Genomic DNA, 22044 nt, shown 5'->3' with positions numbered 1-22044 from the left:
TCTGCGGCATGACCTCGGAACACCCCCGCCACCTGGCCGCGACGCTGCGCCGCCGCGACTGGCTGGTCTCCGCCTGGCCCTGGCGCGCGCTGGCCTACCTGGTGAGCACCGTGCCGATCGCCAGCGTGCTCGCCGTCGGACTGCTCGTCATCGGCGCGCCCCTGCTGGCCGCCGCCAACGCGCTGCGACTGCACGGGAGGCCGCCGGAGATACCGCTGATGCTGTTCCTGGCGGTCGGCAGCCTGACCCTGGTGGCCCTCGCGCCGATCGTGAGCTTCCCGGTGGCCGCCGTCGAACGGTGGCGGCTCGGCCTCGTGGACGGCCGCCCGCTGCCCGCGTCACCGTGGCCGGGTCTGGCCGCCCGCTATCGCACCGCGGCCGGCTGGCGGGAGGTCGCGTACCTCTTCTGGCTGGGTGGTTTCGTGCCTGTCGCGTACTGGGTGTTCCTGGTGCTGGTGCTGCTCGACGTCGGGATGGTCACCAGCCCCTGGCTGGCCGGGGACACCGAACCGGTCGTGATCTGGCAGCCGATCGAGAGCACCGGCGAAGCCATCCCGTACGCGATCGTGGGAGTGCTGCTTTTGCCGGTGCTCTGCTACGGGGTGGGGCTGCTCGCCGCCGGCCAGGCCGCCGTGGCCCGGTGGGCGCTGGGCTCGCCGGTCGACGCGGCCGCGCTGCGGGAGGTCGCCCGCTCCCGCACCCGGCTGGTCGGCGCGTACGAGGCGGAACGGCGGCGCATCGAGCGGGACCTGCACGACGGCGCGCAGCCCCGGCTGACCAGCCTCACCCTGCAACTGGGCCTGGCCCGGCTGGACGTACCCGAGGAATCCCCCGCCGCCCGGCCCCTCGCCGTGGCGCACGACCAGGCGCGCGGGTTGATGGTGATGTTGCGGCAGTTGGTGCACGGCATCCGGCCGCAGAGCCTCACCGACCTCGGTCTCGCCGGCGCCGTACGCGAGTTGGCCGACGCGGCGCCCGTCGCGGTCACCGTGCACGCCGACGTCGACGGTGCGCTGCCGGAGATCGTCGAGACCACCGCGTACTTCGTGGTGTCGGAGGCGTTGAGCAACGTGGCCCGGCACGCCGGGGCGACCCGCGCCGAGGTGCGCCTCTCCCGGGCCGGCGGCGACCTGGTGGTCGAGGTGTCCGACGACGGGCGCGGCGGCGCCGACCCGGCCCGGGGCACCGGCCTGACCGGTCTCGCCGACCGGGTCGCCGCCGCCGACGGACGGCTGCTGCTGGCCAGCCCGCCCGGCGGGCCCACGCTGGTCCGGGTGGAGCTGCCATGTCGCCGCTGACCCGGGTGGTGCTCGCCGAGGACGAGGTGCTGCTGCGCGAGGGCCTGGTCGCGCTGCTGACCCGCTTCGAATTCACGGTGTGCGCCGCCGTCGGCTCCGCGCCGGAACTGCTGGAGGCGGCCCGCACGCACCAACCCGATCTGGTGCTGACCGACATCCGGATGCCACCCGGTCGGCGCGACGACGGGCTGCGCGCCGCAGTCGCGCTGCGCGCCGAGCGGCCCAGCCTGCCGGTGGTGGTGCTCAGCCAGTTCGTGCAGACGGGGTACGCGGCGGCGCTGCTGGACAGCGGCGACGGCCAGCGGGTCGGCTACCTGCTCAAGGACCGGGTGGCCGAGGTGACCGAGTTCGTCGACACGCTGCGCCGGGTCACCGGTGGCGGCACCGCCATCGACCCGGACGTGGTGCGGCAACTGCTGCACCGCCCCCGCGACCCGCTCGCCGCGCTCTCCGGCCGGGAACGGGAGGTGCTGGCGCTGCTGGCCGAGGGCCGCTCCAACGCCTCCATCGCCGCCCGGCTGCACGTCACCGAGGCCGCTGTCGGCAAGCACGTCGGCAACATCCTGCTGAAGCTCGACCTGCCACCCAGCGACGACACCAACCGCCGGGTGCTCGCCGTGCTCACCTATCTGCGCGCCGACCCGGTGGGCTGACCAGCGCCGGGGCCTCGATCGGGCCCGACCGGGCGCGGCGTAGATTCGAGCACCGGCACCGCCGCCGGTCCAGGGCGCGGGCCAGGAGATGGGAGTACGGCATGGCGGAGGCGCTGCGGGTCGGTCTGCTGGGATACGGGTTGGCGGGCCGGGTGTTCCACGCACCGCTGATCGCCGCGACCCCCGGGCTGCGGCTGGACGCCATCGTGACGCGCGATCCGCAACGGCGCGAGCAGGCGCACCAGCACTTCCCGGACGCCCGCCTGGTCGACGACGCCGACGAGCTGTGGCGTACCCCGGAAGCTCTGGACCTGATCGTGGTCGCGACGCCGAACCGGCAGCACGTGCCGATGGCGCGGGCGGCCCTCGCGGCCGGCCTGCCGGTCGTCGTCGACAAGCCCCTGGCCCCCACCGCCGCCGACGCCCGGGCGCTGGTCGAGGAGGCCGACCGTCTCGGGGTGCCGCTGACGGTGTTCCAGAACCGCCGCTGGGACGGCGACTTCCTGACCGTCCGCGAGCTCGTGGAGCGGGGCGAGCTGGGGCGGGTGCTGCGCTTCGAGTCCCGGTTCGAGCGGTTCCGTCCGGCGATCAAGCCGGGCTGGCGGGAGCTCGCCGGCCCGGAGGAGGCCGGTGGCGCGCTGTTCGACCTGGGCGCGCACCTCATCGACCAGGCCGTGCAGCTCTTCGGCACGGTCGAGCGGGTCTACGCCGAGGTCGACCGCCGCCGCGCGGGCGCCGAGGTCGACGACGACGCGTTCGTGGCGCTGACCCACGCCAACGGCGTGCACTCGCACCTGTGGATGGGGGCGATCACCGCTCAGCTTGGGCCGCGGCTGCGGGTGCTGGGCGACCGGGCCGGCTACACCACCTACGGGCTGGACGTGCAGGAAGCCGCGCTGCACGACGGCGGCCGACCGGACCAGCCCGGCTGGGGCGAGGTCCCGCCGGAGCGGTACGGCCTGCTCGGCGTCGACGGTGAGCTGCGTCCGACGCCGACCAGGCCCGGGGCGTACCAGAGCTTCTACGCCCAGGTGGCGGCGGCGCTGCGCGACGGCACGCCGATGCCGGTGGACCCGCGCGACTCGGTCGCCACGGTCGAGCTGATCGAGCTGGCGCACCGGTCGGCGGCTGAGGGCGTGGTGCTGCCGGTCCCGGCCGCCTGAGACGGCCGAGCCCTTAAGAGGTACGCGAAAACCGGTGGAGTGGCGGCGCTTGCGCCGCTAGCGTCCTGCCTCAACCTGTCGTCGAGGCGAGGACGTCCCGTTGTACACCCTGTGAGACCTCCCGAGCGCTGATTCGCGCGTCGCGCCTGTGCGCCGCGCTCCTTCTTGCTGCGGACTTCTCACTGAAAACGGTGTACTTCTGTGCTCTCTCAATGGGCCGTCGTGCCCACCTGCCTGCCCATCATTCGCCGCCGGTGCCACGTGTGCGCGTCCGCGCACCTCCGGTCGAGCGGCAAATTCCGCGTCAACGCCAACCAGAAGCTCATCGACATCTGGCTCCTCGCGCTCTGCGCCGGGTGCGGAGACACGGTGAAGCTCACGGTCCTGGAGCGGACGACAGTCCGCACCATCCGACCTGAGCTGCTCGACCAACTGCACGACAACGACCGTCGCCTGATCGCCGAACTGCTTCAGGATCCGGTCGTGCAGCGTCGCAATCGATTCGTCCTGGACTGGGACGGCGCCTGGCGTCTCGACACCAACGGATCGGCGCACCTGGACCGCGAGATGGTCGACGTCTCGGTCCGCTTCGCGGCGCGCATCCCGGTCCGGCCCGCGCGACTGATCGCCGAGGGCTTCGGTCTTTCCCGGGCCGAGGTCGACAGGCTGAGCGAGGAGGGGAAGATCGTTTCGACGGTTCGCCTGAGCGGCAAGCTCTCCGGCGACTTCACCTTCACCTTCAAGCGCTGAGGCCGTCTCGGACCACGGGCCTGTCCGGTTTCGTCTGCCGGACAGGCCCTACTCCGGTTCCTGCTCGGAGAGGGCGCCATCCGGCACGCGAGCGTCGTCGTCGGTCAGCGCGTCGTCCGTCGAGGCGGCGAGGTCGGCGAGCCGACGCTCGGCCTCCCGGACCTCCTCGTCGATCCTGGGGTTCTCCTCGTCGGGACCCTGCGACATGGGCGACCTCCATCGGCGCGGACCGCCCCCGTGTACCCGGCCTGCCGCGGGGAACACGGAAAGCACTCGCCGGACCCGGCCACCGGCCACTCCAGTCTCGCTGCGCGCTGGCGCCTTGATCACGTGATGCTCACCAGTTCCAGGAAGCCTCCCTGAACTGCTCACCAGCAAGTGATCGAGGACTCCGGATGAGGCGCGGCGCTGATCAGGCTGGCAACTCTTCGGCGACCCACAGGCCGCGGCCCTGGAGACCCACCACAAGACCACGGGTCTGCAGAACGATGACCGCCCTCTGGACCGTGGTCACGCTGACGTTGTAGATATCGGAGAGTTCGTTGTAGGTGGGCAACCGCTCACCCGGTGCGTACTCCCCGCTTCTGATGCGTGCGGCGAGATCCTCGGCCACCTCGCGGTATCCACTGGTCGGTATGGGCATGTGAAGGTTCCTTCGTTCGGCACCTTCCATCGGATCACGCCGACCACACGCCTTCAAGACCATCATTGCCTTAGGTACTAAAGGTCTCTAAGCTCAAGCGAGGGTGGGCCGGTTCCTTCGTTCGGCAAGCGGCGGAGCTAGGCCACGAAACCGCCCAGGGTGCGGACGGTCTGGCCGTCCGCACCGGGGCGGGACCTAATCGTGATCTCGCGGAAGGTGCCGATCATGCCGATCGACGAGCCCGTGTCCAGGGCCACCGAGCTGTTCACCGCGAAGCGGATCCTGGACGCACACTGGACCTCCGCCCTCGATTCGCCATGGCGAGCAGGTGGGTGCCTGGAGTGCAGGGGCCGCGACGACTGTCCCCAGCTCGATTGGGCCTCGGCATTCGTCGCAGACGTCGCCTCGGTCATGTTCCAGAAGCAGTGACCGACGAGCCGAAGCACATCGTCGACAGCTACCGGGGAACGCGCTGACGGTCGGGGGTGAGTCGAGCACCGGGCGGGCCGGGGAGCGCACCGGGCGGGAGCCCAGGAGCGTTGCCGGCCCGGCCCGGTGCCGGATCAGCGCTGCTTCAGCTCGCGCCAGGATGGGTGAGTGCCGCGCCAGGCGTCGGCGAGGATGGCCGCCGAGGCCCGGCTGGGGCACTGCTGCACCCGCTCACGACCCGACGCCCCACCGATCTGGGCGCGGACCTCCCAACCTTGCCCGTCAGTACGGATATACACGTCCCGGCGCCCGCGCGGGGTCGTGTCACCGTTCCACCAGTGTTCCTCCACCTTCATTCGCCGACCGTATAGCAATTTTCGTGCTGGGGGTACGGCGCAGGTGAGCATATATCGCCGTAATAGCCGCAACTCAGACACAGTTCCACCTGTGCGGGCGACGGGGAGGAGCCGCATCGGCGATTTCTCCCCGTCCTGAGCGATCAATCAGGCCGGCGTCACACACCGCTGAGCACGCCAGCCAGGGTGTTGGCCAACGTGTCCTGCCCAGAGGGGCGATCCACCCGCTGCGGTGATCTGGATATCACTTGGAGTGATCGGTGGCGGGAACGCCACCCGCACGGCCGGGTCGAACGGGACTCCGAGTCACGGGCCCACCGGAGGCGGTCGCTCACCCCTGGGCGGTGAGCAGGTAGTCGTCCGCCTCGGGGCTCCACCGCAGGTCGACAGCGCCGCTGGTGGCGGCGGCCTTGCAGAACTGCAGGAAACTGCGGTAGCCGAGCTTCTTCTCGCTGAAGTCGGGGCGGGCCCGGCGCAGCTGGTTCTTCAGACCGGAGAGCGCCACCGGATTGCCGGCGCTGCCGAGGTCGCCCACCACACCCCGGAGCAGGCCGAAGGCGACCTCCCGGTCGCCGTGCTCGGGCAGGGAGACCTCGGGGTCGCCCTTCGCGGGCCCCTCGCCCAGGTCGATCACGTTGTGCTCGGCGAGGTGACGCAGCAGCTCACCGAAGGTACGGAAGCCGTAGTCGGACTCGCTGAACGTGGGGTCCTTGCGCAGCAGGGTGCGCTTGAGCCGGGAGGCGGTCACCTCGCCGCTGGCGCTGCCCTGCAACCCGGCCACCGTCTGGGCCACCTGCACGGCGAGGGCGTCCACGTCCCGGCCGGGCTCCTCACCCACCGGCCGGCCCTCGGCCTCCTGCTCGTGTTCCTGCTCGCGCTGCTGCTCCGGCTCGGGCGGGCGCTGGTCGGGGCTGGGTTGCCGGGTCGGGCGACCGCGCCGGCTGCGCGTGGGCGGGATGTCCACACCCTCCAGCCGGTCGTAGTAGAGGAACTCGTCGCATGCCGGGGGCAGCAGCGCCGACGTGGACCCCTCGACCCCGACACCGATGACCCGCTTGTTCAGCTCGCGGAGCTTGTGGACCAGCGGGGTGAAGTCGCTGTCGCCGCTGCAGATGACGAAGGTGGAGATGTAGTCGCGCTCGAACGCCAGCTCGATCGCGTCGACCGCCATCTTGATGTCGGCGGCGTTCTTGCGGGACGCGCCCATGCGCTGCGGGATCTCGATGAGCTCGACGTGGCTTCGGGTGAGCATCCGGCGGTCCTCGTCGAAGTACGACCAATCGGCGTACGCCCGGCGCACCACGACCCGCCCCCGCTCGGCCAGCGCGTCGGCGATCGGCCGGAAGTCGAAGTCCGCGCCGCCACGGTGGTCGCGGGCCCCCAACGCCAGGTTCTCGTAGTCGAGGAAAAGGGCGATCCGGTCTTCTTGATCCACGCGCCTCAGCCTACGCCCGCCGGGGTGGCCCGGGGGCGCACGCGACGCGCGCCACCTCAACTCACCGACCGTCCATTTCTTGCGGACTAATAGTCGCCTCTTTTCAATCTTCGATTGTTGTCTTGCAGTGCGATGTTCGGTGCTGCATCATGACGATCAATGTCGGGCGTCCGGGGGAACGCCGGGCGGACCTCCACCACCACCCAACCAGGAGGGTCACCGATGTTTCGCAGCATCCTGCCGGCACGGGGACGCCCGGGCCGCCCGGTCGCCACCGCCGTCGCGCTCGCGACCGGCCTCACCGTGCTGGTCGCCGGGCCCACCGGGGCCGCCGCCGGCCCACCCGGTTCACCCGGCGCACAGCCGGTGGTCACCCGGGCGGCGCTCGATCCGGCGCTGGTCGCCGGGCGCGGCGCCGACGTCGACTTCGTCGAACAGGAGGCCGAGAACGCCCGGACCAACGGCGAGGTCATCGGCCCCGACCGGTCCGCCTACACGCTGCCCGCCGAGGCGTCCGGCCGCCGGGCCGTCCGGCTCACCCCCGGCGAGTACGTCGAGTTCGTCCTGCCCAGCACGACCAACGGGATCACCGTGCGGTACAGCATCCCGGACGCGCCCTCCGGCGGCGGGATCACCGCGCCGCTGCGGGTGGCCGTCAACGGCAAGCACGTCCGCACCATGACGCTGACGTCGCAGTACTCGTGGCTCTACAACCAGTACCCGTTCACCAACGATCCGCAGGCCGGGCTGCTGCACCCGGACTGGTGGATCACCGAGTGCCAGTGCGTGCCGTCGGCCACCACGCCGTACCCGAGCATCAGCACGCCGTTTCGGCCCACCCACTTCTACGACGAGCAGCGGCTGCTGCTCGGGCGCACCTACCGGGCCGGTGACACGGTCCGACTGACCGCGCCGGCCGGCAGCGCCGCCGCGTGGACGGTCATCGACCTGCTCGACTCCGAACTGGTCGCACCGCCGCGCGTACGGCTGCTCGCGGCGAACGTGCTGGCGTTCGGCGCCGACCCCACCGGTCGGCGGGACTCCGCGGACGCTCTGGACAAGGCCATCGCCTTCGCCCGGCGCGCCCACCTGAAGGTCTACGTTCCGCCGGGGACGTACCAGGTCAACCGGCACATCATCGTCGACGACGTGACCATCGAGGGCGCCGGCAACTGGTACACGGTCTTCAAGGGGCGCGAGGTCGCCCTGTCGACGCCCGCGCCGGACGGCTCGGTGCACACCGGCGTCGGCTTCTACGGCCGCGACGCCGCCGACGGTGGCAGCCGCAACGTCCACCTCTCCGGCTTCGCCATCGAGGGCGACGTCCGCGAGCGCATCGACACCGACCAGGTCAACGCGATCGGCGGGGCGCTGAGCGACTCCACAGTCGACGGGCTGCACCTGCGCCACACGAAGGCGGGCCTGTGGTTCGACGGCCCGATGCGCAACGTCCGCGTCACCAACACCATCGTCGTCGACCAGATCGCCGACGCGCTCAACTTCCACACCGGCGTGACCGACTCCCTCGTGGCGCACACCTTCGTGCGCAACACGGGTGACGACGGCCTGGCGATGTGGTCGGAGAAGACGGCCAACGCCCGCAACACGTTCGACCACAACACCGTGCAGTCACCGACGCTCGCCAACGGCATCGCCATCTACGGCGGCACCGACACCACCGTCTCCCACAACCTCGTCGCCGACCCGGTCCGCGAGGGCAGCGGGCTGCACGCCGGCGCCCGCTTCGGCGCGGAGCCGTTCGCCGGGTACCTCCGGTTCACCGCCAACACCACCGCCCGCGCCGGCACGTACGAGCTGAACTGGAACATCGGGCTCGGCGCCATCTGGATGTTCGCGTTGGACCGCAGCATCGACGCGAACGTCGAGGTGAGCGGCGACGCGTACCTGGACAGCACCTACAACGCGATCATGCTGGTCAGCGACTGGCCGGTGAAGGACCTCTACTCGATCACGAACGTGCGCTTCCGCGACGTCCGGGTCGACGGCACCGGCACCTCGGTGCTCAGCGCCCGCTCGGCCGGGTCGGCCTCGTTCGCCAATGTGGACGCCCGCAACGTGGGAGCGGTCGGCGTGAACAACTGCGGGTCGTTCCACTTCACTCCGGCCGGCTCGGAGTTCACCCTGACCGACCTGGGCGGCAACGACGGCGGCTGGCTCGCCCCGTGGCTGCTGCCCAACACCATCACCTGCGACGACCGACCGCCGGTGGCGCCGCCACCGCCTCCGGCCCAGTGGTGAACGCGGTGGGCGGCCCGACCGATCGGGCCGCCCACCGCCGTCACCGCCTCCGGGCGTACGCCAGCGGCACGGTCGTCGGCTGCCCGTCCCAGGCGCCGCTCAGGGTGGCGCCCCGGGCCTCGACCGCCCCGGCAGCCGGCCGGCGGACCACGACCAGCTCCACCGCGTCGGTGACGATGACCGTGTCGACCTCGTCGACGACCTGCCGGACGGCGCCGATCGCCGGCACGGCCCCGCCGTCGCCGCTGACCTCGATCGTCATCGTCGGCGGTCGCACCTCACGCCGGCCGTCGACCTCGAAGTACTGCTCCGCCTGACCCGCGCCGGCCAGGATGGCGTGGGTCAGCGCCGCCGCGTAGACCGGGTCGGCGCAGCCGTCGTACACCCACCGGGGGCCGAGCGCCGAGTGGTCGGTCGTGCCGATCAGCCACTCGTCGGCGTCGACCAGGGGCGCGGCGCGGTAGGTGAGCGGGACCTGGTGGACCGGCCCGTCGGCGGCGGCGACCAGCATGGTCTCGATGCCGACCTCGCCGGCCGGGTCGTCGAAGCGGTACGCGCCCCGACTCACCACGTCCACGCCGGACGGTCCCTGCCACCAGGGTCGGTCGGGCAGCCAGGTCGTCAGCAGTTCCAGCTTGGTGGGGCGCAGCGTCGCCCGGTGCAGCAGTGCCATGCTTCAGGAGCCTAGTCAGAGCCCCGCGCACGGGTTGCCGTCCACCGTGCAGCCCTCCGGCTCCCTGGCCTTCGGCCGACTGTCGCGGACGTCGAACCGGATCGTCCGCGACCCACCGGCGGGCACGGCCAAGCCGCTGAAGGTGATGGTCTGTCCGTCCTGACGCCAGTCCGCTCCCTCGACGTCGTCGACGCTGCTGCCCTCGGCGAGGGTCACCACCACGACCCACTGCTGCGCGGGCGCGAGGCCCGGGTTGTCGACCACCACCTCCCCCGTGTAGCCGAACAGCCGGCTCGAGTCGGTGTCGTAGCGCGCCACCAGCGGCGGTGGGGGCGGCGGCACCGCCGCCGTCGGCGTACGCGACGGCGTCGCCGACGGGGTGCGGCTCGGACGGGCGGTGGTCGGCGCGACGCTGCGCGACGCTCGCGCCGACGGTGTCACCGTCGGCTGCGCGGTCGGCGCCGCCGCCGCCATGCTCGGCGGCGTCGTCGTCGGCGTCGAGGTGGGCGTCGGCGCGGCGGAGTGCTCCGGCTCGCCCGGCAGCGTCAGCCACGCCACCAGCCCCGCCACCAGCACGACCCCGGTCAGCCCGGCGACCGCCGCACGGCGCCGACCCCGGCCCGGCGCGGGGCCGGACGCGCCGATCACCGGCAGCTCGGTCGTCATCCCCGCCACGCCACGCCGCAGATCGACCTGCTGGAACGCGAGCCAGTCGAGGATGGCCGGCAGGCGCACGGTCAACGCCTGCCGGAGCTGCTGCTCGCGTGGCTCGTGCTGCTCCTGCGACCACGAACCGTGCGTCGAGACCTCCCGCACGGTCAACCGGCTGCCCTCTTTGGTGGCGGTGACGGCGCAGGTCAGCTCGGTGAGCCGACCGGCCTCGTCGCAGCGCAACACCAACAGCTCCGGCACCCGCCGCTCGGTCACCTCGACCTCGACGTCGGCGTCGAAGCCGGGCAGGCCGGCCGTGTGCAGCAGCAGCCGGTCCGGCACCCCCTCCACCATGTCCGCCTCGGCGAACCAGCGGCCCAGCAGCTCCCGATCGGTCAGTGCGAGCCAGACCCGGTCGGGTGGGTGGGACAGGTCGACGTGCGCGCCGATCTCGATCACGGCGAGACTCTAACGGGTTGCGCGTCCGGCCCGTTCCGCCCGCCCGGACCGACGACAGATTGCCTGGTCAGCCCCAGCGGGTCGCCCGCTGTGCCGCCGCCGTCAGCGCGGCCCGGGCGGCGGCGCTCACCTCGACGACCAGCTCGGCCGCCGGTACGTCCCGGGCGAGGGGATGCGCCTGCCCGGCCCACAGATTCACCACCGAGGCGTCGCCGTCGCGCCGGGCGGCGGCGAGCAGCGGGCGGGTCAGGTGCAGCACCTGCGGGTAGCCGGCCGGCGCGACCGCGTCGTGCGTACGCAGGAAGTCGTTGACCACGCCGCGGGCCCGCTTGCCGGTGTAGGCCCTGGTCAAAGCCGTCGGCGCGGCGCTGGCCACCGCCGCCCGGTGCAGGGGTGAGCTGCCCGCCTCCGGGCAGCGCAGGAACATGGTGCCGAGTTGGGCGGCCTGCGCCCCGGCGGCCAGCGCCGCCGCCAGGGCGGGGCCGTCGGCGATGCCACCGGCGGCCACCAACGGCCTGTCGCATTCGGCGGCGGCCAGCCGGAGCAGCGGCAACAGCGCGTAGTCGTCGTCGTCCGGGATCCCGCCCCGGTGCCCACCGGCCTCGGTGCCCTGCACCACGACGGCGTCCACACCCAGCTCGGCGGCGGCCGTGGCAGCGGCCGGACGGGTGACCGTGGCCCACACCTCGGTGCCGCGCTCCCGCAGGGCGGCCACCACGGCGCGGTCGGGCAGCCCGAACGCGAAGGACACCACCGGGACCGGGTCCGCGAGAAGCGCGGCCAGCTTCTCCGGGTACGCGTCGTCGCCGCCCACCGGCTCACCCAACCGCACCCCGAGGCGGTCGGCGTGCGGGGCGAGCCGCTGCGCGTACGCCCGGATGGCGGCCTCGTCGACCGTGTCGTCGCCGGGCAGGAAGACGTTGACCCCGAACGGCCGGTCGGTACGCGCGCGCACCTCGGCGATGTCGGCGACCAGCCGCGCAATGTCGATCATGCCGGCGGCCAGGAAGCCCAGCCCGCCGACGGCGGAGACAGCCGACACGAGGGCCGGGGTGGACGGGCCACCGGCCATCGGTGCGGCGACGATCGGGTGGCGCAGCTCGGACAGCACGGACATCCACCCATCCTGCCGCAGCGCGCCGGTCCCCCGGCTCGCGACGCGGTGCCCGCCCGCACACCGTGACGCGCGCCCGGCCCGCAGTCGTCGGTCAGCGTCGGTCGGTGTGCCGCCGCCACAGGACCCCGGCCACGGCGAACAGTGCCAGCAGCGTCCCGGCGCCGGCGGCCAGCGGCCAGGTCCGACCGCCCCCGATACCGGCCGCCTGTGCCGCCGGGCGGGCCGGCGGGGGCGACGACGGGGCCGCCGTGGTGGACTCCGCCGGGTGCGGAGCGGCGGCCGTCGCCGTCGGGGCCGGATACCGCAGGATCGTCGGGCGGCTGCCGGCCGGCTGGTCGGCGGACTCGGAGACGGTGAGCAGGGACCGGCCGTCGCGGCTGTAGGTGATCGACTCGCCCTGCGGCTCGTCGGGCAGCGGCATGACTCGTGGGGTGCCGCCGGTCAGCGCGGCGACCACGTCACCGCCGGCCACGTCGTACTCGAACGCGTCGGCGTAGGTGCGCAGCACCACCCGGCGGCCGTCCGGCGCGTTCGCCGCACCGGTGACGACGCCCCGCCCGAGGAACGAGAACGGGTTGCTGGTGGTGCTGGACGGAAGGACCACCCGGCCGACTGAGACCAGCGGTGTGGTGGCTCCCGGCTTCAGCGCGGTGGCCGGCGAGTACACCACGAGGGTGCCGCTGCCGCCCTTCGTGATGATCAACGGCTGGCCGGCCGCGTCGAGCAGCAGCGCCTCGGCGTCGTGCGGATTGTCCGGGTACCTCATCCGGTACAGCACCGGCCGATCCGCCCCCGGCGCGAGCCGCCACAGCGCGATCGTCTCGCGGTTGCGGTCGTTGTCACCGGTGTCGGCCACCCAGATGGTGCCGTCCCGGCCGAGGGCCAGGTCCTCGGTGTCCCGGGGCCGGGAGGGGTAGCTGACCGTCCGCGCCACCGCGCAGCGCCGGTCCAGGAAGAAGATCCGGAGGCGGGCCTCGTCGTCGGCGCCGTCGTTGACCACCACGTACCCGTCGTCGGTGGCGACCATCCCGGAGATCTCGGTGAGCCGGTCGTCGCGGAGCTGGCACACGGGCGCCCCCGCCGACGCCGCGCCGGCAGTCGCCGGGCCCGGCGACTGGACCGCGGCCAGCGGCACCGCGCCGGTGACGAGAGCCGCCAGCGTCGCCGCCGCGCGGGCGTACCGCCCCCGGGTCACCCAGCCGCGTACCCGCATCGCCCGCCTCCTCGCCGCGGCCGTTGCCCGGCCGTCCCGCCCATCCTGGCCGATCGCGACCAGCGGCGGCGACCATCCGCGCGGACCCGACGACATCCGCGCCGCCGACCAGGGCTCGCCGAGGGCGGGCGCCGGTCCACCGGGGCACGAGGTGGACCGGCGCCGGGACCGCTACCTCGTGGACCAGCGCTGCGCGCCGCTGCCGTTGCAGGTCCAGAGCTGGACGACGGTCCCGTTGGCCGTGCCGGCCGACGCCACATCGACGCACTTGCCGACGCTGGTCAGCACGATCGCCCCGTCGGAGCGGAAGGTGAACCGCTGGGCGGCACCGCCGTTGCAGGTCCAGATCTGCACCCTGGTGCCGTCGGCGCTCGCGCCGCCCTGCACGTCCAGGCATCGGTCACCGTAGACCCGCAGCTCCCCGGCGGCGGTGCGGGTCCAACGCTGGTTGGCGGCGCCGTGGCAGTCCCAGATGATGACCGGGGCGCCGGCGGTGGTGCTGGCGCCGGAGACGTCCAGGCAGCGCCCGGAGTTCGGGTTGAGCAGGCCGACCGGGGTGCCGACCGGCGGCCCGCTCGGCGGGACGAGGCTGCCCGGCACCGATCGCAGCGCGTCGTACCAGCGGGCGGCCATCTTGTCGTACCCGCCGGCGTTGGGGTGGACCCCGTCGGCGAGATCGGCGGTGGTCAGGGCCGCGTGCATGTCGACCAGGTGCACCCGGCTGCCCTTCTGCGCCACGATCCCGGGGATCGCCGCGTTGTACGTCCGCACCCGCGCCTCAAGATTCGGGTCGGACTCCGGGATGATGGTGGCGACGAAGAGCTCCACCTCCGGCGCCGTCGCCCTGATCTTGTCGATCAGCGCGGAGAGCCGGGCTGGCGCGTTGGCCAGGTCGTAGTTCTGGTTCACGTCGTTGGTGCCGATGTGCAGCAGGACCGTCCGCGGGGCGGTGGCCCGCAGCCAGCCGACGATGTTGGCGTCGAGCTGGTCGATGCGCCAGCCCGAGTGGCCCTCGTGGTCGTGGTCACCGAGGCTGGCCGGCCCGTTGAACTGCGAGCCGACGAAGTCGACGGTGTAGCCGCCGCCGGCCAGCCGCTGCCACAGGTTGATCCGATACCCACCGGGCACGTTGAACCCGTCGGTGATCGAGTCGCCGAGCGGCATCACGCGTACCCCGCCGTTCGACTCGGCCTGGGCGGGCGCGACCTGGGCCAACGCCAGTACGGCACCCAGGGCGAGCCCGAAGGCCCCGGCGGCGGCCCGTCGTGCGTTCCATCGCATGGTTGATCCCTCTCCTCGCGGGTCGTTCGGGACCGTCGTGGCACGCCGCCCGCCGAAAACGGCGACCACATCCGAACGGGATCCATCGATACTCGGCTATCGGTCGGGTGGGCCGGACCCGGCCCGGCCCGGCCGCGAGCCGAACGCCGCGCTGGCTGCGCCGAACGGTTCGCGGAGACCGGCGCCGCCACCGGATCTGTCGTACCCGTGGTCCATGATCGTGTCGTCGTAGCGGCACACCGGCACGGCCGGAGTGCGCACCACCCTGGATTCTTCTCGATGTGGGAGGCCGTGACGTGACGAACGCCGACGGAGCCGACTGGCGGCGGCGCAGCGTGGTGGCGGTGGTGCCGCCCGCCCGCCCCCGCAAGCTGGCCAAGGTGCCCTTCGTCGAGCTGGCCGACGGCCGGATGCAGGGGGTGGTCTCCAGCGGGTCGGACGTCGAGCGGGTCTACGTCTCGTCGGTCGCCGCCGGCACCCACGCCTACCAGTGCAGCACCAACAACAACCGGCCCTGCGGCGGTCTGCGCGGCATCCCGTGCAAGCACCTGCACGCGCTCGCCGACGAGGCCGTCCTGCAGTACGGCGTCGACCGGGTGGCCCGCTACCTGCGGGTCGACGTCGGCGACGGGCTGGCCGACGGCAGCGAGCTGCTGTCCCGGCTCGACGGCCAGCCCGAGCCCGCCTCGGCGGCGGTGGTGTTCAGTCGCTTTCTGCGCCACCTCTCCTACCTGGAGCTGCCCGTCAGCACTGTCGCGCTGCCCGAGCTGCACTGGTTCCCGGCCACCGGGGCGGGCCGCTGATGCGCGGCGCCCAGGTCGCGCGCCTGCATGCGGTCCCGGCCGGGTTGAGCGACGCGCTCGACGTGGTCGCCGGCTTCGACGACGCCCTCGCCGACGGCTTCGGTCGGATCGGCGAACGGGGCGCCGCGGCGCTCGCCGCGCTCGCCGACGCGCTGGCCGGCACCCCACTGGGTGGCCCGGTGACCTCCGCGGTCGACGCGGTCACCGCCGGATCGGTCACCCCGGAGCACCTCGCCGCGCTCGCCGGGGCGCGCTCGGCGCTGCTCGGCGCGGCACACGACGCCCTGCTCGGGCAGCTCGACGAGGCGTTGGGCCGCACCCGGTCGCCGTGGACGACGCCGACCACCGCGCCCTGCGAGGCGCCGCCCGCGCTCGCCGGAGCGCGGGCGTGGTGGCACGAGGTGGCGGTAACCGGCTGGCGTGGCGTCGACCACGAGCTGCTCTCCGCCGCCGCCGGGGTGGTCGAGGCCAGCCTGGCCGTGCCGGAGCTGCGCCGGATCGCGGTGCTGCTCGACGGGCTCGCCGCGGAGCTGCGGGCCTGCGTTCCGGTCGCCACCATGGCGCAGGTGCCGGCCCGCCGCTGGGCCGACCTGTGGGCCCGTGGCGTACTGCTCACCGAGGGCGCACCGCCGACCGACGAGGCGCCGGCGATCTCCGGGCGGCTGTTGCCGCTGGGTGTGGACGTGCACAGTCACGACACCGCCGTGCAGGTCCAGCTGCACGCCGTCCTGGAGCCGGCGGACGGCGGACCGGCGCTGCTGGTCCGCACGGCGGTCGCCGCGGCGAAGGTCGACACGATCGTCGGGCCGGCGATCTGGCGGCTGCTGTCGGCACACCCGCTGCTGCTCACCGCGCTGGCCGAGCGGCGGGCGCTGGTCGTGACCGATCTGCCGCTGCGCGGCGGCGACCTGGGCTGGGTCGATGACCGGGTCCAGCTCGACGAGCCCGCCGACCCGTTCGCCACCGCCCGGGTGCTGTTGCCCGCCGCGAGCACGGCCGCGACCGACCCCCTCGACCGGCACCCGACGGGCATCGCCGAGCCGGTGCTCGTCGAGGGCGCCGCGATCCGCGACGAGGACGGCACGCTCGGCATCGAGGTGGACGGCGAACGGGTCGCGCTGGCCGTCGACCGGTTGCCGGCCGCCGGCCCGCTGACCGCCGACCTGGTCGCCGCCGCGTCGGCCTGCCTGGGCCTCCTACGCTGGGACGACGGCCGCTGGCTGCTCCAGCCGTTGGCGGTCCGGGCGACCGTGAAGCGGCGGACGGTGCAGGTGCACAACGGCGACTGGGCGTGCGGCGTCACCGATCCGAAGGTCGCCAAGGAGGAGGCCCGGGCGGGCGACGCCGTGGCCGTGCTGCGCGAGCGCGCGGGACGGTTGCTGCGCCGATGACCGCGCCGATCCCCACCGGCGGGTTCGCCGACGCCAACCGCCGTCAGGTCCTCTACTGGCGGCTGCTGTCCCGCCTCTTCGACCGCGACGAGCAGCCCGGCCTGGAGTCGGCGAGCGTGGCCGTGGTCGACGACCTCGGGCTGCCCGCCGCCCTGCTGGACCCGTCGGTCTCGGTGGACACCATCGTGCAGCGCTTCCCGGCACTCGCGGCAGAGCTGCGCGGCCTGCTCACCTCCGCCGAAGCCCAGCCGCACGAAGCCCAGCCGCACGAAGCCCAGCCGCACGACGACCGGCTGCACGACGACCGGCCGCATGTCGCCGACCCGGAGGGCGTCGGGCCGGAGGGCGTCGAGGCGCATGCCGCCGCACCGGAGGGCACCGGGGCGGTCGGGTCGGAGAGCGACGGCTCGACCTACCGGCCGGGTGCGGCCGAGGTGCGCCGGGCGGCGCTGGTGTCGAAGGTGCTGCTGAACGTGTTCGCCACCGGCTCCGGTCCGGTCAGCGCCACCCAACTGGCCCGCTGGCAGTCCGACGCCGGCTGGTTCGAGCAGGCCCTCGGCTGCGAGCCCGGCGAGCTGCGCCGACAGGCCGGCGGGCTGGGCGGCACCCTCGCCGGGCTGGAGGGTGATCTGGTCCGGCGGATGCACCTGCGGGAGGTCCTCGCCGACCCCGCGCTGGCCAGCCAGCTGACCCCGAGCATGTCGCTGATCGAGCAGTTGCTGCGCGACAAGGCCAACCTGTCCGGGGTTGCGCTGGCCAACGCGAAGGCACTGATCCGGCGCTTCGTCGACGAGGTCGCCGAGGTGCTCCGGACGCAGGTGCAACAGACCAGTGTCGGCGCACTGGACCGGTCGGTGCCGCCCAAGCGGGTGTTCCGCAACCTGGACCTCGACCGCACCATCTGGCAGAACCTGACCAACTGGAGCCCGGACGACGAGCGGCTCTACGTCGACCGGCTCTACTACCGGCACACCGCGCGGCGTACCACACCGTCCCGGCTCATCGTCGTCGTCGACCAGTCCGGCTCGATGGTCGACGCGATGGTCAACTGCACGATCCTCGCCTCGATCTTCGCCGGACTGCCGAAGGTCGACGTGCACCTGGTCGCGTACGACACCCGGGCACTGGATCTCACCCCGTGGGTGCACGACCCGTTCGAGGTGCTGCTGCGTACCCAGTTGGGCGGCGGCACCGACGGCACGGCGGCGCTGACGCTGGCCCGGCCCAAGATCGCTGAGCCGAAGAACACGGTGCTGGTGTGGATATCCGACTTCTACGAGGCCAACCACCAGGCGGTCTTCGACGGGCTCCAGGCCGTGCACCGTTCCGGCGTCAAGGTCATTCCGGTCGGCTCGGTCAGCAGCTCCGGGCAGCAGAGCGTCAACCCCTGGTTCCGGCAGCGCTTCAAGGACCAGGGCACCCCGGTCATCTCCGGTCACATCCGCAAGCTCGTCGTCGAGCTGAAGAACTTCCTCACCTAGGAGAGCAACCCCTCATGTCCGAGATGCTGCGCGCCCCCGCCGAGGTCACGTACGCCGACGAGCTGGATTTCCTGGAGTCGGTGGACACCGGCCCGAAGCCGTTCTCGTGGCGCCTGAGCCCGCGTATGGTCCGGCTGTTCGTCCTCGGCTCGGAGCGGGCCGACGGCCTGTCCCGGGAGATCCCGCAGAAGTGGTTCGGCGACCGCAGTTTCGTCGAACGGGCCATCGTCACCCTCGCCTCGGACCGGGGTCTGCTGCTGATCGGCGATCCCGGCACCGGCAAGAGCTGGCTGGCCGAGCTGCTGGCCGCCGCGATCTGCCGCAACTCGACCCTGGTCGTGCAGGGCACCGCGGGCACGACGGAGGACCACATCAAGTACTCGTGGAACGTCTCCATGGTGATCGCCAAGGGCCAGTCCCGCGAGTCGATGATCCCCTCACCGATCATGACGGCGATGGAGCGCGGGGTGGTCGGGCGTTTCGAGGAGCTGACCCGCTCCACCAGCGACGTGCAGGACGCCCTGATCTCGATCCTGTCCGAGAAGTACGTCGCCATCCCCGAGCTGGACCAGGACAACATCGTCTTCGCCCAACCCGGTTTCTCGATCATCGCGACCGCCAACAGCCGGGACCGGGGCGTCAACGACCTCTCCTCGGCGCTCAAGCGGCGGTTCAACTTCGTGCGGATTCCGGTGGTGACCAACAAGCGCAGCGAGGCGGAGATCGTCCGGTTCCGCACCGAGGAGCTGCTGCGCCGGCACCGCATCGAGTTGGACGTCCCGCCGACCCTCCTGGACATCCTGTTGCAGAGCTTCGCCGACCTGCGCGCCGGCGCCGCCGCCGCGACCAGCGATGACGAGAAGTTGGAGTCGGCGCTGTCCACCGCCGAGCAGATCGGTGTGCTGGAGGACGCCATCCTGCACAGCCAGTTCTTCGGCGACCGTACGCTGCGCGCGGCCACGCTCGCCGGCTCGCTGGTCGGGTCGCTGGCTCGGCGCAGCCCGGAGGACCTGGCGATCCTCAACAAGTATCTGCACGGTGTGGTGGAGCCCCGGGCCCGCAAGGACGACGACGGGTGGGCGGGCTTCCTCGACGGCGGTCGTCAGGCGATCGCGTCCCTGTCGTGACCGCGTCCACCGTCGCCGGCCCGTTCGGCGCGCTCCGCGAGCAGCTCAGCGACGCGGCGGCCGCGTTCGCGGGCTCCCCCGACGCGCTCGGCGCGATCCTCGCCGGCATGGTCGACGACGTGGACCGGGCGCTCGGCGAGCGACTGGAGATCTTCCCGGTCTGCCACCACTCACCGGCCTCCGCGCTGGCCATGGTGCGGCGGCTGCGGGCCAAGCAGCCCCGGGTCATCTACCTGGAGCTGTGCGAAGATCTCCAGCCGCTGCTCGGGGAGCTGCGCAACTGCCGTCTGCCCGTCGCGGTGCAGGCGTTCGCGTCGGAGCTGTCCGGCTTTCCCGCCGACTGGGGGCCGCTCAGTGTCGTCGCGCCGGTCACCGAGGCGTCGGCGGAATACCAGGCCATCGCGTACGCGCTGGAGACCCCCGGCGTGGAGCTGGTGCTGGTGGACCGCTCCACCGACCACGTCTTCCAGTGGTCGCCGCGCGACCAACCAACCGCCGGGAGCGGCGCGGCCGGGCCGACCGACGGGGGCGGCGCGGTCGGGCCGACCGCCGTCGGAGAGGAGTCCGGGCTGCACGGCGACGCCGTCGGGGTGGAGATCGGCGACCTGCGGCCCCGGTTCGCGGAGCTGGAGGCGTACCTGCTGCACCACGGCAAGGTGCGGCACTGGTCGGAGTGGTGGGACCAGTACGTGGAACGCCCGCTGGCCGACGCCGACCACGACACCTACCGGCAGGTGATGGTGCTGATCGGCAGCCTGTTCCGGCGGCTGCGCCCGGCCGGACAGGATCGGCTGGACCGCGACGAGGACCGCGAGCGGTACATGTGGACGCGGATGCGTCAGCACCTCGCCACCTCCGGCGTCGATCCGGCCGACTGCCTCTACGTCTGCGGCGCGTTCCACGCCGCCAGCCGGGTCGAGCAGTTCGGGCTGGGCTCCACCGCGGACGACTTCGAGATCACCCCGCGCACCGACACCCGCTGGCGGTACGGGCTGATCCCGTCCAGCCACTCGGCGATCGAGGCCCAGTTCGGGCTGGCCCCGGGCTCGGTGTCGATCGCGGCGGCGACCTGGACGAAGGCGGTGAGCCGGCACGGGCTGTCCCCGTACCGGCTGGACGGCCAGCGCACCGGAACCAGCCGGGGGCGGCGGGGCCGGACCCCGACGGCGCCCTCCCCCGTCGGGCCGGTCAGCGACCGGCTCACCCGTTTCCTCGCCGCGGCGCCCGACCTGCACGGCCTGGACGAGGCGGAGCTGCGCGGCTGGTGCGTGGACATCGTCCGGCTGGCCCGGCGCAACGGGTACCTGGCCAGCACCGCCGACGCGATCGCCGTCTTCGAGACCTCGGTACTGCTGGCCGGCATGCGCAACCGCGCCCGGCCCACCCCGTACGACTTCGCCGACGCGGCGGTCACCTGCATCGAGAAGGACGTGGTGCCCGGCCGGCGCGACGTCCGGCGGCTCTGCGAGATCCTGCTGGGCGGCGACCGGATCGGTCAGGTCGGCTACGACGCCCTCCCGCCGCTGGCCCGCGACGTGCTCGATCGGCTCCAGCCCCTCGGCCTGGCCCTGGAGAAGCGGACAGTGCAGCGGGCGCTACTGGATCTGGCCGCCCAGCCGGAGCTGGGCCGCTGCTCGGACCTGTTGTGGATCCTGCGGCACCTGCTGCCACCGGCCGCGGTCCGCCCGATCATGGGTGAGCGGCGGCTCGGGCACCGTTCGGTCCAGGAGAGCTGGGACCTGGCGCTCGGCCGGCACCAGCGGGCGCTTATCGAGCTGGGCTACGAGGGCGTGACCGTCGAGCAGGTCCTGGAGCAGCGACTGCGGCGGGCGGTACGCGGCCCCGACGCCACCGCCGCAGGTGCGCTGGCCGCCGTCGAGGACGCCATCCGGCTGCTCGACAGCCCTCGCCTGGTCGACGAGTTGGGGGCGCGTGCGGTGGACCTGCTCGCCGCCGAGCGCACCGTCGACGACGCGCCGGACGTGCTGCGCCGCATCCGGCGCCTGCTGGCCCACTACCGGGCCACCGCGCCGGCCCTTCCGCCCTGGTGCGCGGCCTTCGTGACCACCGGGTACGCGCACTACTGCACCCTGCTGCCGACCGCCATCGCCGTCGAGGAGACCGGGGTCCGGCAGGTCGGCGCGATGCTCGGCTTCCTGTTCTCCATGGAGGGCCTGGCGCTGTCGCTGGGCTGCGACCGGTCTCAGTTGGAGCTGGCCGTCGGGCAGTCGCACCCGACGGCGCCGGCGAAGGTCGCCCTGCTCTGGGCGGCCCGACACCAGCTCGGCCTGCTGCCGCTGGCCGAGCTGCGGGCCCGGTGTGCCGAACTGCTGGCCAACCCGCTGGTGGTGCCGGCCTTCCCGCAGTATCTGGCCGGGTTCGTGCACGCGCTGGAGCCGGTGCCCACGCTGGCGCCGTTCGTCGTCGAGACGATGTCCACCGCCTTCGCCCGGCTACCCGACCCGGTGCTGCTGCCGTGGCTACCGACCCTGATCACGACACTGCGGGACCAGGGGCCGGAGCTGGTCCCGCTGCTGATCCGCGAGGCGGGGCGCACCTTTCCGGAGGCGCTGCCGGAGCTGGATTCCTGGGTGCCGCCGTGGGTCGCGTCCCCGCCTCTGGGGCGGGTGGACGCGCGGGAGAGCGACGAGCGCGCCGTCGTCGCGCCACGGGGTCGGGTGGGCGTCCTGGTCGCCGCGCATCCGGAGGCGGTCGACGCGATCGCCGCTCTGCTCGGACACGACGGCGGGTGGCTGCCGGTCACCGACGCTTCCGCCGATCCGGGCGGCGTGGCCGCGCTGGTGGCGAAGCATCCCGACACGGTCGAGGCCGTCGCCGCGCGAGTGGTGTGCCAGGCGTGAG

General features: G+C 73.1%; 20 protein-coding genes. 10 read left to right on the top strand and 10 right to left on the bottom strand.

The genetic code is table 11. The annotated features are described in order from the left end of the window. The first annotated feature begins 8 nt into the window (after positions 1-8). The 4 genes from ACGGAQ_RS08415 (at position 9) to ACGGAQ_RS08400 (ending at position 3864) form a co-directional block, all read left to right on the top strand. Complete coding sequence (locus ACGGAQ_RS08415; RefSeq protein ID WP_393045940.1) at positions 9-1298, top strand: histidine kinase; 1290 nt, start codon at positions 9-11, stop codon at positions 1296-1298. Then, the gene (locus ACGGAQ_RS08410) at positions 1286-1951 is read left to right on the top strand and encodes a response regulator (RefSeq protein ID WP_393045939.1); all 666 of its coding nucleotides are present in this window, start codon (positions 1286-1288) and stop codon (positions 1949-1951) included. The genes ACGGAQ_RS08415 and ACGGAQ_RS08410 overlap by 13 nt, the downstream gene beginning before the upstream one ends. Before the next feature lie 101 nt (positions 1952-2052). After that, positions 2053-3114, top strand: coding sequence for a Gfo/Idh/MocA family oxidoreductase (locus tag ACGGAQ_RS08405; RefSeq protein ID WP_393045938.1), 1062 nt, complete (start codon positions 2053-2055; stop codon positions 3112-3114). 201 nt (positions 3115-3315) lie between these two features. After that, positions 3316-3864: a DUF1062 domain-containing protein gene (locus tag ACGGAQ_RS08400; RefSeq protein WP_393045936.1), complete on the top strand. Its 549-nt coding sequence runs from the start codon at positions 3316-3318 to the stop codon at positions 3862-3864. A gap of 48 nt (positions 3865-3912) precedes the next feature. On the opposite strand, the gene ACGGAQ_RS08395 is transcribed toward ACGGAQ_RS08400, so the two are convergent. From ACGGAQ_RS08395 to ACGGAQ_RS08375, 5 genes are all read right to left on the bottom strand, one after another. Beyond that, entirely contained in the window at positions 3913-4071 is a 159-nt protein-coding gene (locus ACGGAQ_RS08395) for a hypothetical protein (RefSeq protein ID WP_393045934.1), read from the bottom strand. A gap of 205 nt (positions 4072-4276) precedes the next feature. After that, complete coding sequence (locus ACGGAQ_RS08390) at positions 4277-4507, bottom strand: winged helix-turn-helix domain-containing protein (RefSeq protein WP_393045932.1); 231 nt, start codon at positions 4505-4507, stop codon at positions 4277-4279. Between the two features lie 137 nt (positions 4508-4644). Then, the gene (locus ACGGAQ_RS08385; protein ID WP_393045930.1) at positions 4645-4776 is read right to left on the bottom strand and encodes a hypothetical protein; all 132 of its coding nucleotides are present in this window, start codon (positions 4774-4776) and stop codon (positions 4645-4647) included. 294 nt (positions 4777-5070) lie between these two features. Beyond that, positions 5071-5292, bottom strand: coding sequence for a hypothetical protein (locus ACGGAQ_RS08380; RefSeq protein WP_030335934.1), 222 nt, complete (start codon positions 5290-5292; stop codon positions 5071-5073). Positions 5293-5623: 331 nt separating this feature from the next. Continuing rightward, positions 5624-6727, bottom strand: coding sequence for an NYN domain-containing protein (locus ACGGAQ_RS08375; RefSeq protein ID WP_393045927.1), 1104 nt, complete (start codon positions 6725-6727; stop codon positions 5624-5626). Positions 6728-6949: 222 nt separating this feature from the next. Here ACGGAQ_RS08375 and ACGGAQ_RS08370 point away from each other — a divergent pair, with 222 nt between their 5' ends. Beyond that, positions 6950-8986 carry a glycosyl hydrolase family 28-related protein gene (locus ACGGAQ_RS08370; protein WP_393045925.1) on the top strand — a complete coding sequence of 679 codons (2037 nt, stop codon included), beginning with the start codon at positions 6950-6952 and terminating at the stop codon, positions 8984-8986. Positions 8987-9026: 40 nt separating this feature from the next. On the opposite strand, the gene ACGGAQ_RS08365 is transcribed toward ACGGAQ_RS08370, so the two are convergent. From ACGGAQ_RS08365 to ACGGAQ_RS08345, 5 genes are all read right to left on the bottom strand, one after another. Next, positions 9027-9659 (bottom strand): hypothetical protein, encoded by a 633-nt coding sequence (locus ACGGAQ_RS08365; protein ID WP_393045923.1) that lies wholly within the window; start codon positions 9657-9659, stop codon positions 9027-9029. A gap of 15 nt (positions 9660-9674) precedes the next feature. Next, positions 9675-10769, bottom strand: coding sequence for an SRPBCC domain-containing protein (locus tag ACGGAQ_RS08360; protein ID WP_393045921.1), 1095 nt, complete (start codon positions 10767-10769; stop codon positions 9675-9677). A gap of 67 nt (positions 10770-10836) precedes the next feature. Beyond that, positions 10837-11886 (bottom strand): nitronate monooxygenase, encoded by a 1050-nt coding sequence (locus tag ACGGAQ_RS08355; RefSeq protein ID WP_393045919.1) that lies wholly within the window; start codon positions 11884-11886, stop codon positions 10837-10839. A 91-nt stretch (positions 11887-11977) separates the two neighbouring features. After that, positions 11978-13099, bottom strand: coding sequence for a hypothetical protein (locus ACGGAQ_RS08350; RefSeq protein WP_393045917.1), 1122 nt, complete (start codon positions 13097-13099; stop codon positions 11978-11980). 171 nt (positions 13100-13270) lie between these two features. Then, on the bottom strand, positions 13271-14380 hold the full coding sequence (locus tag ACGGAQ_RS08345; protein ID WP_393045915.1) for a lectin: 1110 nt from the start codon (positions 14378-14380) through the stop codon (positions 13271-13273). Between the two features lie 335 nt (positions 14381-14715). Here ACGGAQ_RS08345 and ACGGAQ_RS08340 point away from each other — a divergent pair, with 335 nt between their 5' ends. The 5 genes from ACGGAQ_RS08340 to ACGGAQ_RS08320 are packed head-to-tail and all read left to right on the top strand — an operon-like array spanning position 14716 to position 22043. Then, positions 14716-15183, top strand: a complete 468-nt coding sequence (locus tag ACGGAQ_RS08340) for a hypothetical protein (RefSeq protein ID WP_393046786.1) — start codon at positions 14716-14718, stop codon at positions 15181-15183. Further along, on the top strand, positions 15183-16574 hold the full coding sequence (locus tag ACGGAQ_RS08335; protein ID WP_393045913.1) for a hypothetical protein: 1392 nt from the start codon (positions 15183-15185) through the stop codon (positions 16572-16574). Before ACGGAQ_RS08340 ends, ACGGAQ_RS08335 begins: the two co-directional genes overlap by 1 nt. Further along, a complete protein-coding gene (locus tag ACGGAQ_RS08330) occupies positions 16571-18055 on the top strand; it encodes a VWA domain-containing protein (protein ID WP_393045911.1) in 1485 nt (494 codons plus the stop codon). Before ACGGAQ_RS08335 ends, ACGGAQ_RS08330 begins: the two co-directional genes overlap by 4 nt. Positions 18056-18069: 14 nt before the next feature. Continuing rightward, positions 18070-19182: an AAA family ATPase gene (locus ACGGAQ_RS08325; protein ID WP_234582269.1), complete on the top strand. Its 1113-nt coding sequence runs from the start codon at positions 18070-18072 to the stop codon at positions 19180-19182. After that, complete coding sequence (locus ACGGAQ_RS08320; RefSeq protein WP_393045909.1) at positions 19179-22043, top strand: hypothetical protein; 2865 nt, start codon at positions 19179-19181, stop codon at positions 22041-22043. The genes ACGGAQ_RS08325 and ACGGAQ_RS08320 overlap by 4 nt, the downstream gene beginning before the upstream one ends. The last annotated feature ends 1 nt before the right edge of the window (position 22044 follow it).

Source organism: Micromonospora sp. NPDC047557, assembly GCF_043205095.1.
Classification (GTDB): domain Bacteria; phylum Actinomycetota; class Actinomycetes; order Mycobacteriales; family Micromonosporaceae; genus Micromonospora.
The sequence above is the reverse complement of the archived record's forward strand: the minus strand, read 5'-3'. Positions and strand labels throughout refer to the sequence as shown.

Excerpts from the sequence above, each read along its gene's own strand:
- ACGGAQ_RS08415 (WP_393045940.1), top strand. The coding sequence starts at position 9 with ATGACCTCGGAACACCCCCGCCACCTGGCCGCGACGCTGCGCCGCCGC.
- ACGGAQ_RS08410 (WP_393045939.1), top strand. The coding sequence starts at position 1,286 with ATGTCGCCGCTGACCCGGGTGGTGCTCGCCGAGGACGAGGTGCTGCTG.
- ACGGAQ_RS08405 (WP_393045938.1), top strand. The coding sequence starts at position 2,053 with ATGGCGGAGGCGCTGCGGGTCGGTCTGCTGGGATACGGGTTGGCGGGC.
- ACGGAQ_RS08395 (WP_393045934.1), bottom strand. The coding sequence starts at position 4,071 with ATGTCGCAGGGTCCCGACGAGGAGAACCCCAGGATCGACGAGGAGGTC.
- ACGGAQ_RS08390 (WP_393045932.1), bottom strand. The coding sequence starts at position 4,507 with ATGCCCATACCGACCAGTGGATACCGCGAGGTGGCCGAGGATCTCGCC.
- ACGGAQ_RS08380 (WP_030335934.1), bottom strand. The coding sequence starts at position 5,292 with ATGAAGGTGGAGGAACACTGGTGGAACGGTGACACGACCCCGCGCGGG.
- ACGGAQ_RS08370 (WP_393045925.1), top strand. The coding sequence starts at position 6,950 with ATGTTTCGCAGCATCCTGCCGGCACGGGGACGCCCGGGCCGCCCGGTC.
- ACGGAQ_RS08365 (WP_393045923.1), bottom strand. The coding sequence starts at position 9,659 with ATGGCACTGCTGCACCGGGCGACGCTGCGCCCCACCAAGCTGGAACTG.
- ACGGAQ_RS08355 (WP_393045919.1), bottom strand. The coding sequence starts at position 11,886 with ATGTCCGTGCTGTCCGAGCTGCGCCACCCGATCGTCGCCGCACCGATG.
- ACGGAQ_RS08350 (WP_393045917.1), bottom strand. The coding sequence starts at position 13,099 with ATGCGGGTACGCGGCTGGGTGACCCGGGGGCGGTACGCCCGCGCGGCG.
- ACGGAQ_RS08345 (WP_393045915.1), bottom strand. The coding sequence starts at position 14,380 with ATGCGATGGAACGCACGACGGGCCGCCGCCGGGGCCTTCGGGCTCGCC.
- ACGGAQ_RS08335 (WP_393045913.1), top strand. The coding sequence starts at position 15,183 with ATGCGCGGCGCCCAGGTCGCGCGCCTGCATGCGGTCCCGGCCGGGTTG.
- ACGGAQ_RS08330 (WP_393045911.1), top strand. The coding sequence starts at position 16,571 with ATGACCGCGCCGATCCCCACCGGCGGGTTCGCCGACGCCAACCGCCGT.
- ACGGAQ_RS08325 (WP_234582269.1), top strand. The coding sequence starts at position 18,070 with ATGTCCGAGATGCTGCGCGCCCCCGCCGAGGTCACGTACGCCGACGAG.